We start from the raw sequence: 16,339 nt of genomic DNA, 5'->3' as shown, positions 1-16,339 counted from the left end.
CTGATGGCGCTGCGCTTATCAGGCCTACGCGATGTGTGTAACTGTCATGTAGGCCGGATAAGGCTAAACGCCGCCATCCGGCACCATTCAAAGGATAACCCGTAAATGAAGCAGCTCTCTTCACCGTTACAGCAGTACTGGCCGACCGTTGTTGAGCGGCTGCCAGCAGCAATATCTGAGTCCTCGCTTAGCGTTCAGGCGAAGTCAGTACTTACATTCAGCGATTTTGTCCGTGACAGCATTATTGCCCATCCCGAATGGCTGGCTGAGCTGGAAAGCGCTCCCCCCCTGGCGGATGAATGGCAACACTATGCCGACTGGTTACAGCAAACATTGGCTGACGTTAGTGATGAAAACACGCTGATGCGTGAGCTACGCCTGTTTCGCCGACGTATCATGGTGCGTATCGCTTGGGCACAGACGTTGTCGCTGGTGACCGAAGAGAGTATTTTGCAGCAGCTAAGCCATCTGGCTGAAACGTTGATCGTCGCCGCGCGCGACTGGTTATACGCTGCCTGCTGTCGCGAATGGGGTACGCCCTGTAATCCTGAAGGTGTGGCGCAGCCGCTGCTGATTTTAGGCATGGGGAAACTGGGCGGCGGCGAGCTGAATTTTTCCTCCGATATCGACCTGATTTTTGCCTGGCCTGAGCACGGCAGTACGCAGGGCGGGCGACGTGAGCTGGATAACGCGCAGTTCTTTACCCGTATGGGCCAGCGGCTTATCAAGGTCCTGGATCAGCCCACTATGGATGGCTTTGTTTATCGGGTGGACATGCGTTTACGCCCGTTTGGCGACAGCGGTCCGCTGGTGCTGAGCTTCTCCGCGCTGGAAGATTATTACCAGGAACAAGGCCGCGACTGGGAACGCTATGCGATGGTCAAAGCCCGCATTATGGGCGATGCCGACGGCACTTACGTCAGCGAACTTCGTGCCATGCTGCGGCCTTTTGTTTTCCGTCGCTATATTGATTTCAGCGTGATCCAGTCGCTGCGTAACATGAAAGGGATGATTGCCCGAGAAGTGCGCCGCCGTGGCCTGAAAGACAACATCAAGCTGGGGGCGGGCGGTATTCGTGAAATCGAATTTATCGTACAGGTATTCCAGCTGATTCGCGGCGGGCGTGAACCATCGCTGCAATCCCGCTCGCTGTTACCGACGCTGAGTGCCATCAATGCGCTGCACCTGCTGTCTGATACCGATACGGAACAACTGCGAGCAGCCTATCTCTATTTACGCCGCCTGGAAAACCTGCTGCAAAGCATCAATGATGAACAGACCCAAACGTTGCCAGGCGATGAACTGAATCGCGCGCGGCTGGCGTGGGGGATGAACGTTGATGACTGGCAGCAATTAACTGATGTGCTTGCCAATCATATGGACAACGTACGCCGGGTATTTAACGAGCTGATTGGCGATGACGAAGCTGAAAGCCAGGAAGAGTCGCTCTCAGAACAGTGGCGCGAACTGTGGCAGGACGCCTTACAGGAAGATGACACCACGCCGGTGCTGACGCATCTGGCGGATGACGATCGCCGACGCGTGCTGTCTCTGATTGCTGATTTCCGTAAAGAGCTGGATAAACGCACCATTGGCCCACGCGGACGCCAGGTGCTGGATCATTTAATGCCGCATCTGCTAAGCGATGTCTGTACGCGTGACGACGCCTCAGTCCCGCTATCGCGCATTACCCCTCTGCTGGTGGGGATTGTTACCCGTACGACCTATCTGGAACTGCTGAGCGAATTCCCCGGGGCGCTGAAGCATCTGATTTCGCTCTGTGCGGCCTCGCCGATGGTCGCCAGCCAGCTGGCGCGGTATCCGCTGTTGCTCGACGAACTGCTGGATCCGAACACCCTGTATCAACCTACCGCGACGGATGCTTACCGTGATGAGCTGCGCCAATATTTGCTGCGCGTGCCGGAAGATGACGAAGAGCAGCAACTTGAGGCTCTGCGCCAGTTTAAGCAAACGCAGCTACTGCGTATTGCCGCGGCCGATATCGCCGGTACACTGCCGGTGATGAAGGTGAGCGACCATTTAACCTGGCTGGCGGAAGCTATTATTGATGCGGTAGTCCAGCAGGCGTGGACGCAGATGGTCGCGCGCTACGGTCAACCCACTCATCTTGGCGAACGCGAGGGGCGTGGTTTTGCCGTCGTCGGCTATGGCAAACTGGGCGGTTGGGAGTTGGGTTACAGCTCGGATCTCGATTTGATCTTCCTGCATGACTGTCCGATGGACGTGATGACGGACGGTGAGCGTGAGATTGACGGGCGACAGTTCTATCTGCGTCTGGCGCAGCGCATTATGCACCTCTTCAGTACCCGTACTTCGTCCGGTATTTTGTACGAAGTGGATGCGCGTTTGCGTCCGTCAGGAGCGGCGGGAATGCTGGTGACATCAGCTGACGCTTTCGCCGATTATCAGCGTAACGAAGCCTGGACATGGGAGCATCAGGCGCTGGTGCGTGCTCGCGTAGTGTACGGCGACCCGCAGTTGACCTCTCAGTTTGATGCGATTCGTCGCGATATCATGACCCTCGTCCGTGATGGGAAAACCTTGCAGACCGAGGTGCGCGAAATGCGTGAGAAAATGCGTGCCCATTTGGGCAATAAGCATCGCGATCGTTTTGATATCAAAGCGGATGAAGGCGGCATCACAGACATTGAGTTTATTACGCAGTATCTGGTGCTGCGCTATGCGCATGAAAAACCGAAGCTGACGCGCTGGTCGGATAACGTGCGCATTCTGGAATTACTGGCGCAAAACGACATTATGGACGAGCAGGAAGCGCTGGCGCTTACCCGTGCTTATACGACGTTGCGTGATGAACTTCATCATCTTGCGTTGCAGGAACTTCCGGGCCATGTGGCGCTGGAGCACTTTGACGCTGAACGTACGCTGGTGCGTGACAGCTGGCAGAAGTGGCTGGTTGCCGAGTGAAGTGTGCTATTATCGCGCGCAAATTTTAAGACCCTCAGAGAATCTCTCAGGAGACAGGAATGAAAGTAACGCTGCCAGAGTTTGAACGTGCAGGAGTCATGGTTGTCGGTGATGTGATGCTGGATCGCTACTGGTACGGTCCTACCAGCCGTATTTCACCTGAAGCGCCGGTTCCGGTGGTGAAGGTCGATACCATCGAAGAACGTCCCGGTGGCGCAGCAAACGTGGCGATGAACATTGCCTCTCTGGGAGCGAATTCGCGTCTGGTGGGCCTGACCGGTATTGACGACGCGGCGCGTGCGCTGAGCAAAACGCTGGCGGATGTGAACGTAAAATGCGATTTCGTTTCCGTGCCGACCCATCCGACGATCACCAAACTGCGCGTGCTTTCCCGCAACCAGCAGCTGATTCGCCTGGATTTCGAAGAAGGTTTTGAAGGCGTGGATCCGCAGCCTCTGCACGAGCGTATTAATCAGGCGCTGGGTTCTATCGGCGCTCTGGTGCTCTCCGACTACGCCAAAGGTGCATTGGCAAGCGTGCAGCAGATGATTGCTCTGGCGCGTAAGGCTGGGGTGCCGGTGCTTATCGATCCGAAAGGAACCGATTTTGAACGCTACCGTGGCGCAACGCTGCTGACGCCGAACCTGTCTGAGTTTGAAGCGGTGGCGGGCAAGTGCAAAAGCGAAGATGAACTGGTTGAACGCGGCATGAAAGTGATTGCTGATTTCGACCTTTCCGCACTGCTGATCACGCGATCCGAGCAGGGGATGACGTTGCTGCAACCGGGCAAATCTCCACTGCATATGCCGACGCAGGCGCAGGAAGTGTATGACGTGACCGGTGCAGGCGATACGGTTATCGGCGTGCTGGCGGCGACGCTGGCGGCGGGTAACTCACTGGAAGAGGCGTGCTATTTTGCTAACGCCGCAGCCGGTGTTGTCGTTGGTAAGCTGGGGACCTCCACCGTTTCTCCGATTGAACTCGAAAACGCCGTGCGCGGTCGGGCCGATACTGGCTTTGGCGTGATGAGCGAATCTGAGCTGAAACAGGCCGTTGCCAGCGCCCGCAAGCGCGGCGAGAAAGTGGTAATGACCAACGGTGTGTTCGACATCCTGCATGCGGGCCATGTTTCCTATCTGGCGAATGCGCGCAAGCTGGGCGATCGCCTGATCGTGGCGGTCAACAGCGATGCTTCGACCAAACGTCTGAAAGGTGAAACGCGTCCGGTCAACCCGCTGGAACAGCGTATGATCGTACTGGGCGCGCTGGAATCCGTCGACTGGGTGGTCTCTTTTGAAGAAGATACGCCGCAGCGTCTGATTGCTGGCATTCTGCCGGATCTGCTGGTCAAAGGCGGCGACTATAAGCCGGAACAGATTGCGGGTAGTGAAGAGGTGTGGGCGAACGGCGGTGAAGTGCTGGTGCTAAACTTCGAAGATGGCTGCTCCACGACAAATATCATCAAGAAGATCCAGAAAGACAGCGATAAGTAACACCTGGAAAGTTTGCCGGATGGCGGTGTAAACACCTTATCCGGCCTACGAGATTGTAGGCCGGATAAAACGCGTAAGCGTTGCCATCCGGCATTTCTGTTTCTTATTGTTCAGTCGTTTTCTCAACAGGCTGTGGACTGTTTTTCAGCGGCTCGGCCAGTGCCGACAGCGAACCGCCGGACAAGCCAATTTCATTTAACAGCGAGTCGATCAGCGGCGCTTGTGTACGATAGGAAAGGGCTGCGGATAATGCCTGCTCTGCGAGATTCCCACCGTTTACGTTACCTGCGGTTACTTCACCGACTGCGCCGCCGCGATTGAGACCATCAACCTGAATAATCTTGATCCCATCGATAGACTTCATTGGCTCGACGGATTTCTCAATAACCGCTGGCAGGGACTGCAGCAGCGCCAGCTTAAATTTCAGACTGGTCTGTTCATCGGAAAGCACGTTGATGGCATCGTTAAGTGCGCGTTGTGCTTCTGCTTCTGCCAGACCTTTTTTCCGCGTTGCCTCGGCTAGTTCAACAATCGCTGCCGCCTGCAATTCTGCCGCTTCTTTCTCCGCTTTCGCGCGCACGGTCAGCTCAACGGCCTGGGTTTCCGCATCCTGAGCTGCGGCAATCAACGCCACCTGTTTGGCACGATCCGCTTCTGCGGTCTGGCGGGTGGTTTCTACGTTCTGCTGGGCACGAACCGCATCGGCCAGCGCATCGTTAGCGCGTGCTTCAGCCTGAGACTGCTGTTCGGACTTGGCGGCAATGGCGATGGACTTGGTCTGGTTGGCGATCTCTGTTGCCTGCTGCTGTTCGATCTCTTTGATGCGAACTTCACGCTCGGCCTCGACTTTTCTTGAACGAACCGCCTGCTCGCGGTCGATTTCTGTTTCCTGAATTTGGCGTTCGGCAAGGATACGCGTCTGTTCAGCTTCACGATGGCGCTCGGCTTCAAAGGCGGCAATTTTGGCGTTTTGCTCGGCCGTGCGGGTTTTCACCTGCTGCTCCTGCTCGAGCGTCATGAAGGCTTCCTGCTGCTCGATCTCCAGCTTACGCGACAGCGCATCACGATTTTTCTCACGGACGGCAACTTCTACGTCCTGCTCGACTTCGTTACGTTCGCGACGACGACGTTCCGTTTCCTGGGTCAGCTTGGTCAGACCCTCGGCATCAAAGGCGTTGTTAGGGTTGAAATGGACTTTTTCGGTCTGGTTGAAGTTGGTGAGTGAAACGCTCTCCAGCTCCAGACCGTTTTTGGACAGGTCTTCCGCGACGGTGTTTTGTACGCCCTGAACGAAGTTTTCACGCGTATCCTGCAGTTCGTGCATGGTCATCTGCGACGCAGTGGCACGCAGGGCATCGACAAACTTATCTTCTATTAGCACACGCAAATCCTCTGGTGACAGCGTCCGCTGTCCCAGCGTCTGTGCGGCGGTAGCAATCCCTTCAACAGACGGTTTTACACGCACAAAAAAGGCGACGACGACATCTACGCGCATACGGTCTTTGGTGATAAGACTGTCGACAGTAGAACGGCTCACCTCAAGTTTGAGGGTGTTCATGTTGATAGGAATGATTTCGTGGAAGATAGGCATGACAATTGCGCCGCCGCTCATCACCACTTTTTGCCCACCAAGGCCGGTACGCACAAATGCCTGTTCAGCAGATGCACGACGATACAGGCGGGCAAAAATAATCCCGATAATGACTAAGACGACCACCGCGACAATGGCGGTAAACATCCATGAAGGTAACATGCCAAAAACATCATCCATCTATAAGGTCCCTCTGTGTAAAATTATAAAACAGTCGGCCAGGGGTTTAGCTCGGCCAGGTAACGCGTTGCAGAGAGTCGGCAAATAATCAGCACCTTGTCTCCTTTTTTGAATTCTTTGCCCGCTTCAGGCTCCAGCAGCACATAGTGGGTCTGCCCAAACGTGTCGGTAAATTTGCCTTCGCATGGGGTTCCGGCACTCGCAGAATGGCCGGTAATAATTGCCATGCTGCCGATAAACTCATCCTCGGCGAGGGCGGTGGTTTCATCTCGTGGTAGCCATGGAGCAATAATTTTCCCGCTGTAATGCACGGCGAAGACCGCAAAAATAAAGCTCACCGGCGCGAGCAGCAGATTGCTGAGCGGTGCTTGCCACAGCGTGACCCAGCCATGCTGAAGGAGGATACCGAAGAGTCCAAAGAAGCCAGCGAGTAAGCACAGCACGATCAGCGCTGGAATCCGTCCGATATTGAGATAGTGCAATGCCTGTCCGATATTGCCGGAGGTCAGGGCATCGTAATGTTCGAGATGCGCATCAAGCGCGCCAGAAAGGTAATGACCGAAAATAAGAGAGATGATTTCTAATAGGCCAATCAGTAGTACAAATGAAATAGCAAACAGGTAGGGGCTGTTGTAATCCGTGAATAATACCAAGTTGTTTCCTCCTGTTACTGCGTTCCCTGTCAGTATCAAAAGTAATGGTTTTACCCCTTACTTTTACATGTCGTTACAATAACATGTGTCACCGTGACCTTAAATCCGAAAAGGGGGGTCATCCCCCTCTTAGATTTCGTAGGAAACTGTGAAGCAGGCGGTTTTTTTGCGCACAATATGTACAGAATAACTTCGTATCCAGGGAAATACTGAAATTAGAAAAAGCATATGGCCTTAGCAGATATTCAATAACTGGAGGGTATGCTCATGAACAGCAATATGTATTCACTGAACAATTTCGATTTCCTGGCCCGTAGTTTTGCCAGGATGCAGGCTGAGGGCCATCCCATTGATATCCAGGCGATAACCGGGAATATGGATGAAGAACATCGTAGCTGGTTTTGCAAACGCTATGCGCTGTACTGCCAGCAGGCGACGGAAGCCAGGAAGCTAGAACTGGAACACTAACAGAAAAACGGGCCTTGCGGCCCGTTGTCGTTTTTACTCTTGCGGATCAACTGACGGGATCGCGGGGGCAGGCTTAACGTCTGCCGTTTTATCACGTGATTCAAGCTCAGTCAGACGTTGCTCAAGCAGCGCCAGCTTTTCACGCGTGCGCAATAAAACCTGAGTCTGTACATCGAATTCTTCGCGGCTTACCAGATCCAGACGGGTCAGCTGTGACTGCAGCGTTTGACGAATTTTCTTCTCGACGTCTTCGCCAAACTCGCGGATCCCTTTCGGCATCGACTCGTGAACCTGACGAGCAATCTGCTCAATTTTTTTCGGGTCAATCATTGTGGTTTCCCTGAACTGGTACGTGTTGCTGCCTATTGTAGTGCGAACTGGCACAGGCATAAACCAGAATTGTGTGAAGCTAAGACGAGTAAAGGCGTTGATGAAGGTAATCAATAGCGTTATAGTTAACCCGCTTATTCTCAGGGCGGGGCGAAATTCCCCACCGGCGGTAAATCAACTGATGTTGAAAGCCCGCGAGCGCTTTTTGTTACGGCAAAAAGGTCAGCAGATCCGGTGTAATTCCGGGGCCGACGGTTAGAGTCCGGATGGGAGAGAGTAACGATCCAGTCGGGCATGGACCCGCTCACGTTATTTTTTTGCCGCTTAGACGGTACTCCTAAGACTGCCCTGATTCTGGTAACCATAATTTTAGTGAGGTTTTTTTACCATGAATCAGACGCTACTTTCCTCTTTTGGTACGCCTTTCGAACGTGTTGAACATGCGCTGTCTGCGCTGCGTGAAGGACGCGGTGTAATGGTGCTTGACGACGAAGACCGTGAAAACGAAGGCGATATGATTTTCCCGGCAGAAACCATGACCGTAGAACAGATGGCGCTGACCATCCGTCACGGTAGCGGTATTGTTTGCCTGTGCATCACTGAAGACCGACGCAAACAGCTCGATCTGCCAATGATGGTGGAAAATAACACCAGCGCTTACGGTACCGGTTTTACCGTGACTATTGAAGCCGCAGAAGGCGTAACCACCGGCGTTTCCGCAGCAGACCGTGTTACAACGGTGCGTGCGGCAATTAAGGATGGCGCAAAACCTTCCGATCTTAACCGTCCGGGGCACGTTTTCCCGCTGCGTGCTCAGGCAGGCGGCGTGTTGACCCGCGGTGGTCATACTGAAGCAACCATCGACCTGATGACGCTGGCAGGGTTTAAACCAGCCGGTGTGCTGTGCGAACTGACCAATGATGACGGCACCATGGCCCGTGCGCCAGAGTGCATCGAATTTGCCGGTAAGCATAATATGGCTGTAGTGACTATCGAAGACCTGGTGGCTTACCGTCAGGCGCATGAGCGCAAAGCCAGCTAATTGCTGACTACCGCGACAACCGTGGTAGGGATAAAAAAACCGAAGTCAGTTTTCTGACTTCGGTTTTTTGTTATTACAACCTGGCTATTTTTTTCTGGCCAGTTTAAGTGCCCAGGCTCCGCTCATTACCAGCAACAGCACTAAACATAAACCAAAAGCGAGCAGGCAAGCCTGCGCCATATTCATAAAATGCCATGGCGGGAGCAGATACCAGCCTTCGGACTGCTGGTACAGATCGACAAACCACTTTTGCATACTGCTAAGCGCTACGCCATCAGGAACGACAGGTGCGTCATAGCCGCAATCTCCAGTGGGCTTAAACCATTCTGGAGCCCAGTTTGCCAGCGGCAAATTGAAAGGGAATGTCGGATCGGTAGAACATCCCTGTACGCCAAAGAGCGAATCCGGGTCCGGGTTATGTACCGCATAATGAATGCCATTAAGTTTGATGGAGAACTTAATACCTATAATGCTGCCATAAAATGCCGCAATGCAGCCGACCAGTTTTAGAATAAGGTTTTTAGGGTTTATTGCCGCGATCAGCCCACCCAAAACCATCACAAACATGGCAAAGCGGATGTATACACATTGCTCGCAGGGGGCCATGTAGAGATAGATTTGGAAGAACGAGTGCGCCAGAATAATTAACCCACCCATGGCACAAGCCATTAGCAACCACAAAAAGCGTCGCTCCTGCCATCTCACCAGGGTATCAACCGGTGCGGTACATAAGTCTCGCCACAATCCTTTAATAAAAGCCATAGCCGGTTCCCTGTTTATTTTGTCGCCAGCTCTCTGACAAGCTCAGCCATGGAATCAATCGATTTGATGCTTTTGGTGTAGATCAGGTACTTACCATTGACGACGTAAGCCGGAACGCCCTGAATTTTGGCAACATCATAAGCCGCTTTCCATTTTTCCAGTGTCTCCTGGACTACGGGTTCTTTTAAGGCGACCTCGAAATCTGCTTGACTCATACCCGCAGCATCCAACCCTGTTTTGATGAATGAAGCGGGATCTTTACCGTCAGACCAGCGTTCTTTCTTATCGTGGTAGGCAGTGTAGTAAGCAAACTTAGCTTTTTTGAACTGTGATTTGGCATCAAACAATGAAATTCCTGCGGCCTGATCCTTAGCAATCATTACTGCAAATACTTCACTGGCCTGTTTGCCATATTTTCCTTTGGTTTCGAGATGAAACGGTGTGAAGGCGACGAGATCGGCAACTTTTTCTGACACCGGGCCGGTCACGGCTTTATCATATTTGTAGCAGAATGGGCAGTCGTAGCTGAATACTTTTATCAACGTCTTATCAGCATTGGGAATCGGTTTCTCCAGTACCATATAGTCAGTACCTTCAGTAAAAGCCGATGCTGCAAATGGTGATACCAGCGCCGCCGTTAATACCACGCTTTTAAATAATGAAGTAATCCATTTAGATGACATAATTAATCCTTAATCTAACGAAATTATTTAAACATTTGTTGTGGGCGAACCAGTAATGCGCGGTAGTGAGTTTGGTTTGGTTTATCGGAAAGGACATCAATTTCGACTTTGACTTCTTTTGTTTTGTAGTCAATTTCGTTGATTTTGCCGATGGTTGGCTGTCCAACGTCAAATAAATTAATAGAACCACCAAATCCAAACATCGTGTCGCGGTCTTTTTGATATTCAATTACCGACGTGATAGGACTGTAGAAATCATAACCGCGCTCTTTCCCGTATTCCCAAACCTGCTGAACGGTTCCTTTTTTCTCGTCAATTTTATATTCGACGAATCGGGAGTATTTCATTGTAGGTAGAGCCGGTTGTTCGAGTCCACGGCCATCGCCATTGTCAAAGATGGTTAGTGTTCCTTTGCTGGAGAGCCAGGCGGTGTGTTGGGTGTAGGTAAAATCGAAATCAGTATTCTCGCACTTACCGTTTTCATCACACTTCAGCGCGTTGCCCTTATCATCAACCGGTTTTAACAGTTTGCTTGCCAGCGCCTTATTCCAGCCTTTAGACGGTGCCAGGATCCATTTAACCTGTTTATCACGACCGATTTTGACGACACCCTGATGGCGGGAAGAAAGAATGATGGAGTCATCTTTAGCGTCATAGGCAATGGAGTTTACGTGAGCCCAGTTACGGCCCGCACCAACGCCGAGGGCGTCACCATAGGGGGTATCTGGCTCCAGTTTCGCCTGTTGACCTGCGTGAGCGAGATCCACGTTGACGCATACCGCGCCTGCGTCCAGAGCACCCAGCAGCGCGTCACGCATCGGGTCGAGAATTTGTGTCAGATCCCATACGTCAACAACACGTCCAGATTTATCGACTTCAATAATCTGGTCGCGGATGGTATGTACGTGAAGGCCATCTTCTTTGCGATAATCGCGTTTACCCACGCGAAGCAGTACGGTGCCGTTCACTGTTTCGACCGACTCATGTGAAGCATCCAGGAATCCGCGAGGCAGCTTATGGTCGGCCAGAATTTGCCCCAGCATATCGAATTCATACCAGTGCTGGCCCTGGACGGCGGTGAAGGTGCCTCGCGGTGTTTCACGAATACCCATCAGGTAGCCGCGCTTGTTGATATCCATGTCATGGCCGTCATAGAAGGTGTCCTGATCCAGCCACCACCGATATTCACCTTCCGTATCGACGACAAAGGTAAAGGGTGCGATATCAAAGGGGAGTGCGCCGCCAGCTGGACCCGCATCCAGGATGCCGGCATTTTTATCTTTTTCACCATGCCAGTGGAATTCCGCCCCCTGCGGGGTAAAGGTGTGGGTATTCACCAGATAAAGACGATCTTCAAAACCCGGTGCTACTTTAATCACTTTTGTTTGCTGTAAATCAGATATTGAGCGGTTATCCATGTAGTGATTTACGATGGCGGAAGTGTGCACCACATAATCATCTTTCATGGCCTTACCGTTTTCTTTATATTCAACGGTTACCTTATTTGCGAACTTTTGATAAAGGCCAAAAATAGGAATGCCATCGTACGTGGCGAGTGACTCTTTGCCGACGGTATAAGTCACCGGAACGCCTTTTTCACCTTTACCATGGACGGTAACTTTAACATCTGAAATAACGTGGCTATCTAATTCAACCAGCGCAGTAAGCGGGGCATTTCCATAAGGGTCAACTACTATTGCGCCCAACTTTCCTGCAGGTTGGGCCGGTTGAAAACCAGCGGCAAGAGAGTTTCCTGCTGCTAATCCAAATGTCAGTGCCAGAGTCCCTGCCAGAAGTGTTTTTCGGTATTGTGTAAACATGGATATATCTCCTTATATTACCTATAAATATAATCTTGCTGAATATATTATGTTTTTACTGTTTTGATAAAATAAAGCAGCATTGCTAATACTATTTTTGTAATGCCTTAATTGATATTGATGAAATGTATTATTCTGCAGGAGCTAATTTTTATTATTTTTTGATAGTATGAGTGAGATATTTTAAGAACAATATTTATTATTGCGTAGTGTGATCTTGTCGACATTGTTTTAATTGTTTATAACGAGTTTGGCTAATAGCGTAGCCGCTGATTTATATGATCGAAATCATATATTTGTTTCTGAAATATGCCACTATATGAGTATGTCAGAATAAGTTTGTGTAAAATTTTAACGTTAAATGTTTAATGATGTTAAATTTTAAGGGTAAAAGAATGTTTATTGCCTGGTATTGGATTGTATTAATTGCACTCGTTGCGCTGGGGTATTATTGCCATATGAAACGTTATTGTCGGGCATTCCGCCAGGACAGAGATGCCTTACTTGAAGCGCGAAACAAACTCTTTCGCCGCTCTGGTGAAGATAACAGCGCGGTTAAGGAACAGGATTAGTCCTTCATATTCTGCTATGGATGAGCGGATGCTGTAAATTTGCAGGGTGGCATCCGCCCTCTGGATTATCCGATTCCCATCGACTGGAGGATGACGAGGCTTAATCCCATCACCGACATTCCACATAACACCCCATAGCTGGGATTATTATTGGGATCGATCTCTTTTGCCAACGGCATCAATTCATCGACGGACAGTGCCACCATAATACCTGCGACTGCCGCCATTATTGCCGCCATCACCACCGGTGATATCAGGCTACCGAGAATTAACCACGCCAGTACGCCGCCCAGTATTTCTGCCATACCTGAAATCCCTGCCCAGAATATCGCCGTACGTTTGGAGCCTGTGGCGGCATAGACGGGACCCGCCACCGCTAATCCTTCAGGAATATTGTGCAATGCAACAGCGAGGGCAATACCAAAGCCCAGCTCAAGGTTGCTACTGGCGGTAACAAACGTCGCAATCCCTTCAGGAAAGTTGTGCAGGCTGATGCCGAGCGTTAATAAAATCGCGGTGCGTTTAATAGAGCCGGGTAGAGGCTGCGTTGTTTTTTGTACCAGATCCTGAGGGTGCGCGTGCGGCAATAGACGGTCCAGGCCAAAGTAGCCCAGTAAGCCGACGATAAACATTCCGTAGCCCAGCACTGGCGACATACCTTCAGCGGCCAGCGCAGCAGGTAGCATCTCCATAAGGGAGATCAGTAGCATAATCCCGGCGGCGAAGCCTAAAGAAAAGGCAAGAACGCGGTTAGACGGTTTTTGCCCTAACACGCCGAGAAATGCGCCGATAAACGTGGCGGCACCTGCCAGTAAAGTCAGAAGTAAAGGTACTGACATCGACAAATAAAACTCCTTATCAATCTGCTGTCCGGGTTAGATCGTCAAAATAACTGATGATCTTCATCATGGTTATCTGAGTTCTTCATCAACCGAATAAGCGTATTGTGGTGGTATCAAAATGACTCCCTCAGTAAGGATATCATCATGTCTTCAACTCGTATGCCAGCATTGTTTTTGGGTCACGGTAGCCCGATGAATGTTCTGGAAGATAACGTTTATACCCGTGCCTGGCAGCAACTGGGGGAAACGTTGCCGCGTCCGAAAGCCATTGTGGTGGTCTCGGCGCACTGGTTCACCCGTGGAACGGGTGTGACTGCGATGGAAGCCCCCAAAACGATCCACGATTTTGGCGGTTTTCCGCAAGCATTATATGACACCCATTACCCGGCTCCCGGCTCGCCTGAACTGGCGCAGCATCTGGTTGACTTACTTGCTCCAGTGCCTGTGACCCTGGACAAAGAAGCCTGGGGTTTTGACCACGGTTCCTGGGGCGTGCTGATCAAGATGTATCCGAATGCGGACATTCCGATGGTGCAGTTGAGTATCGACAGCACCAAACCTGCGGCATGGCATTTTGAGATGGGCCGTAAGCTGGCGGCGCTGCGTGATGAGGGCATTATGCTGGTGGCCAGTGGTAACGTGGTGCATAACCTGCGCACTGCGCGCTGGCACGGTGAGAACACGCCTTATCCGTGGGCGACCTCATTCAATGACTATGTTAAGGCAAACCTGACATGGCAGGGACCGGTTGAGCAGCACCCACTGGTAAACTATCTCGATCATGAAGGTGGATCGTTGTCGAACCCGACGCCGGATCACTATCTGCCGCTGCTGTATGTACTTGGGGCTTGGGATGGTAAAGAGTCTGTCACGATCCCGGTAGATGGTATTGAGATGGGAAGTTTAAGTATGTTGTCGGTGCAGGTTGGATGATGAATGCCCGATGGCACTGCGCTTATCGGGCATTAAGTTCGCGTCGTAGGCCGGGTAAGGCGAAGCCACCACCCGGCACTCTCAATTATTCGACAAAAATATGCGGATAGAAACGTGACAGATCCTGCGTGATCAACGCGCGGTCTTCACGAATGCCGATCCCAGCTGGTTGATCGTTGATCAGCCAGCTGCCAATCAGCATATAGCTGTCGCCAAACTTCGGTAGCTGATGGAACTGCTGCACGATCATGCCTTCTTCACCGTACGGTCCTTCCACGGATTCGATCGTTTTACCGTTCTCAACGATGGAGACATTAGCCCCCTCGCGCGAGAAGATCGGTTTTACGACGAATTTATCCATCTGCGGATGGTCGTCTTCGGCGAAGTACGCTGGCAGCAGGTTCGGATGGTCCGGGAACATTTCCCATAACAGCGGCAACAGTGCTTTGTTGGAGATAATGCTCTTCCAGGCCGGTTCCAGCCAGCGAACGCCAGCATCTTCCAGCTTGGTGGAGAACATTTCACGCAGCATGAATTCCCAAGGATAGAGCTTGAACAGGTTAGCAATCACCTGATCCTGCATATCGGTGAACTGACCTTTTTCACCAAGACCAATATCTTCTACATAGAGGAATTCTGTAGCGATCTCAGCTTCGGCAGCGCAATCCTGCAGATACTGGATCGTACCGCGATCTTCTACCGTATCACGACAGCAGGTCAGATGAAGCAGTTGAAAACCATACTGCTCACGCAACTCGGTGAAACGCTCGATCAGTTTTTCCTGCAGACTGTTGAACTGATCGCTGCCTTCCGGCAGGTTGCCCGCATTGAGCTGATCTTCCAGCCAGATCCACTGGAAAAACGCGGCTTCGTACAGCGAGGTTGGCGTATCGGCGTTGTTTTCTAAAAGCTTGGGTTCACCCGTGCCGTCCCACGCCAGATCGAGACGTGAATAGAGCGACGGTTGCTGTGTCTGCCAGGACTGGCGGACAAAGCCCCAGGTATGCTTCGGAATGCGAAATTTGGTCATCAACTCATCGCTGGCGATGACCTTTTCCACCACCTTGAGGCACATTTGATGCAGCTCTGCGGTGACCTCTTCCAGCTTTTCAACCTGAGCAAGAGTGAGCTTATAGTACGCGTCTTCACACCAGTACGGTTCGCCGTACATAGTGTGAAAATTGAAACCGTATTCGGTGGCTTTGTCGCGCCAGTCCGGGCGCTCAACAATACTGACTCTTTCCATGACGATCAGCCACCCATTGAACGTGTGGTGGTACCGCTTGCGCTACGCTGCATGGTGCTCTGTTTGGCCACAGACTCACCAAATCCGCCGCGGGTTACGGTAGAGGTGGTGGCAGGTTTCGGTGCCATAGCGGTTTTCGGTACGGTCATGGTGCGACCCGGCGTTGCTGCGCCGTAGTTTTTACCGCTGGCATCCGTGTATTTGCCGTAAGCCGGGCTGGCTGGGTTTTTCGAGCTGAACAGCGGTTGCTGAGCGCCCATTCCGCCGCCCATCAGTCGACCCATCATGTAGCCCGCCATCAGCGGCATCCAGAAGCTGCCGCTGCTTTGATTCTGTGCCTGAGCCTGGCCTTCACCGGTCGGCGCCATACCCGCTTGCGCAGGAGCCTGCTGGCACTGGCCTTCGCCGAATTCAGCGATACAGTCTTCACGAGTGGCGTATTTTGGCGCGGTACGTTCAGCTTCTTTCAGCGCATTGTTAAACGCGGTAGTACATTCGGCGCTTTTACCCGGATTCGCCGCAGAGCAGTCGTCAGCGTTCTGATAAAGCGAAACCGTTTCGTCGCTCTTTTCACAGCCCGCGAGCATAAACACAGCGGTAACTGCCAGGGCGACAGGAGTCAGATGGCGCGCGCTCCAGCTTTTGCGGAACGAGGCGTGATGTATAGATTTTGTCCGTTTCATTTATGTCTTCCAGTACCCAGTGGTAACTCTGCTCAGAATAGAGGATGACTGGTCGAAATTGAAGCGGTAAGAGGCGAGAATGCGGAAGAAGGGGC

15 protein-coding genes and 1 riboswitch are annotated in these 16,339 nt (G+C 51.8%); of the genes, 6 read left to right on the top strand and 9 right to left on the bottom strand.

Features of this window, described 5'->3' with window-relative positions:
* The first annotated feature begins 105 nt into the window (after positions 1 to 105).
* Entirely contained in the window at positions 106 to 2,946 is a 2,841-nt protein-coding gene (gene glnE, locus OGX83_RS19670; RefSeq protein ID WP_267452408.1) for a bifunctional [glutamate--ammonia ligase]-adenylyl-L-tyrosine phosphorylase/[glutamate--ammonia-ligase] adenylyltransferase, read from the top strand.
* Between the two features lie 59 nt (positions 2,947 to 3,005).
* Positions 3,006 to 4,439 carry a bifunctional D-glycero-beta-D-manno-heptose-7-phosphate kinase/D-glycero-beta-D-manno-heptose 1-phosphate adenylyltransferase HldE gene (hldE, locus tag OGX83_RS19665; RefSeq protein WP_048215525.1) on the top strand — a complete coding sequence of 478 codons (1,434 nt, stop codon included), beginning with the start codon at positions 3,006 to 3,008 and terminating at the stop codon, positions 4,437 to 4,439.
* A 103-nt stretch (positions 4,440 to 4,542) separates the two neighbouring features.
* Here the strand turns inward: hldE and OGX83_RS19660 are convergent, their stop codons facing one another.
* Both OGX83_RS19660 and OGX83_RS19655 read right to left on the bottom strand, forming a co-directional pair.
* Positions 4,543 to 6,210, bottom strand: coding sequence for a flotillin family protein (locus tag OGX83_RS19660; protein ID WP_103284705.1), 1,668 nt, complete (start codon positions 6,208 to 6,210; stop codon positions 4,543 to 4,545).
* 23 nt (positions 6,211 to 6,233) lie between these two features.
* Positions 6,234 to 6,863 carry an OB-fold-containig protein gene (locus tag OGX83_RS19655; protein WP_286588933.1) on the bottom strand — a complete coding sequence of 210 codons (630 nt, stop codon included), beginning with the start codon at positions 6,861 to 6,863 and terminating at the stop codon, positions 6,234 to 6,236.
* A 261-nt stretch (positions 6,864 to 7,124) separates the two neighbouring features.
* Between OGX83_RS19655 and glgS the strand changes: the two genes are divergently transcribed.
* The gene (gene glgS, locus OGX83_RS19650; protein ID WP_008785836.1) at positions 7,125 to 7,331 is read left to right on the top strand and encodes a cell surface composition regulator GlgS; all 207 of its coding nucleotides are present in this window, start codon (positions 7,125 to 7,127) and stop codon (positions 7,329 to 7,331) included.
* Between the two features lie 33 nt (positions 7,332 to 7,364).
* On the opposite strand, the gene ubiK is transcribed toward glgS, so the two are convergent.
* Positions 7,365 to 7,661, bottom strand: a complete 297-nt coding sequence (gene ubiK, locus OGX83_RS19645; RefSeq protein ID WP_020996337.1) for a ubiquinone biosynthesis accessory factor UbiK — start codon at positions 7,659 to 7,661, stop codon at positions 7,365 to 7,367.
* Between the two features lie 132 nt (positions 7,662 to 7,793).
* Positions 7,794 to 7,943, top strand: a riboswitch (FMN riboswitch).
* Positions 7,944 to 8,049: 106 nt separating this feature from the next.
* Here ubiK and ribB point away from each other — a divergent pair.
* Positions 8,050 to 8,703 carry a 3,4-dihydroxy-2-butanone-4-phosphate synthase gene (gene ribB, locus OGX83_RS19640; RefSeq protein ID WP_003828424.1) on the top strand — a complete coding sequence of 218 codons (654 nt, stop codon included), beginning with the start codon at positions 8,050 to 8,052 and terminating at the stop codon, positions 8,701 to 8,703.
* An 84-nt stretch (positions 8,704 to 8,787) separates the two neighbouring features.
* Here the strand turns inward: ribB and dsbI are convergent, their stop codons facing one another.
* Genes dsbI through assT form a run of 3 tightly spaced genes read right to left on the bottom strand, consistent with a single transcriptional unit; the run spans position 8,788 to position 11,968 of the window.
* Complete coding sequence (gene dsbI, locus OGX83_RS19635) at positions 8,788 to 9,465, bottom strand: protein-disulfide oxidoreductase DsbI (RefSeq protein WP_286588931.1); 678 nt, start codon at positions 9,463 to 9,465, stop codon at positions 8,788 to 8,790.
* 14 nt (positions 9,466 to 9,479) lie between these two features.
* Positions 9,480 to 10,148 (bottom strand): thiol:disulfide interchange protein DsbA/DsbL, encoded by a 669-nt coding sequence (locus OGX83_RS19630; RefSeq protein WP_218658935.1) that lies wholly within the window; start codon positions 10,146 to 10,148, stop codon positions 9,480 to 9,482.
* 23 nt (positions 10,149 to 10,171) lie between these two features.
* Positions 10,172 to 11,968, bottom strand: a complete 1,797-nt coding sequence (assT, locus tag OGX83_RS19625; RefSeq protein ID WP_252429528.1) for an arylsulfate sulfotransferase AssT — start codon at positions 11,966 to 11,968, stop codon at positions 10,172 to 10,174.
* A 395-nt stretch (positions 11,969 to 12,363) separates the two neighbouring features.
* Here assT and OGX83_RS19620 point away from each other — a divergent pair, with 395 nt between their 5' ends.
* Entirely contained in the window at positions 12,364 to 12,540 is a 177-nt protein-coding gene (locus OGX83_RS19620; protein WP_020996336.1) for a hypothetical protein, read from the top strand.
* Positions 12,541 to 12,605: 65 nt separating this feature from the next.
* Here the strand turns inward: OGX83_RS19620 and zupT are convergent, their stop codons facing one another.
* On the bottom strand, positions 12,606 to 13,379 hold the full coding sequence (zupT, locus tag OGX83_RS19615) for a zinc transporter ZupT (RefSeq protein ID WP_003024600.1): 774 nt from the start codon (positions 13,377 to 13,379) through the stop codon (positions 12,606 to 12,608).
* 147 nt (positions 13,380 to 13,526) lie between these two features.
* Between zupT and ygiD the strand changes: the two genes are divergently transcribed.
* Positions 13,527 to 14,315, top strand: a complete 789-nt coding sequence (ygiD, locus tag OGX83_RS19610) for a 4,5-DOPA-extradiol-dioxygenase (protein WP_003828413.1) — start codon at positions 13,527 to 13,529, stop codon at positions 14,313 to 14,315.
* 85 nt (positions 14,316 to 14,400) lie between these two features.
* On the opposite strand, the gene OGX83_RS19605 is transcribed toward ygiD, so the two are convergent.
* Positions 14,401 to 15,561 (bottom strand): glutathionylspermidine synthase family protein, encoded by a 1,161-nt coding sequence (locus OGX83_RS19605; RefSeq protein WP_008785828.1) that lies wholly within the window; start codon positions 15,559 to 15,561, stop codon positions 14,401 to 14,403.
* A gap of 5 nt (positions 15,562 to 15,566) precedes the next feature.
* Positions 15,567 to 16,244 (bottom strand): DUF1190 family protein, encoded by a 678-nt coding sequence (locus tag OGX83_RS19600; RefSeq protein WP_003024591.1) that lies wholly within the window; start codon positions 16,242 to 16,244, stop codon positions 15,567 to 15,569.
* Positions 16,245 to 16,339 lie beyond the last annotated feature (95 nt).

The organism is Citrobacter sp. Cpo074, from assembly GCF_030332745.1.
In the GTDB taxonomy this organism is placed as follows: Bacteria; Pseudomonadota; Gammaproteobacteria; order Enterobacterales; family Enterobacteriaceae; genus Citrobacter; species Citrobacter portucalensis.
Note: the sequence above shows the minus strand (reverse complement) of the source record. Positions and strands in the feature narration are given on the sequence as shown.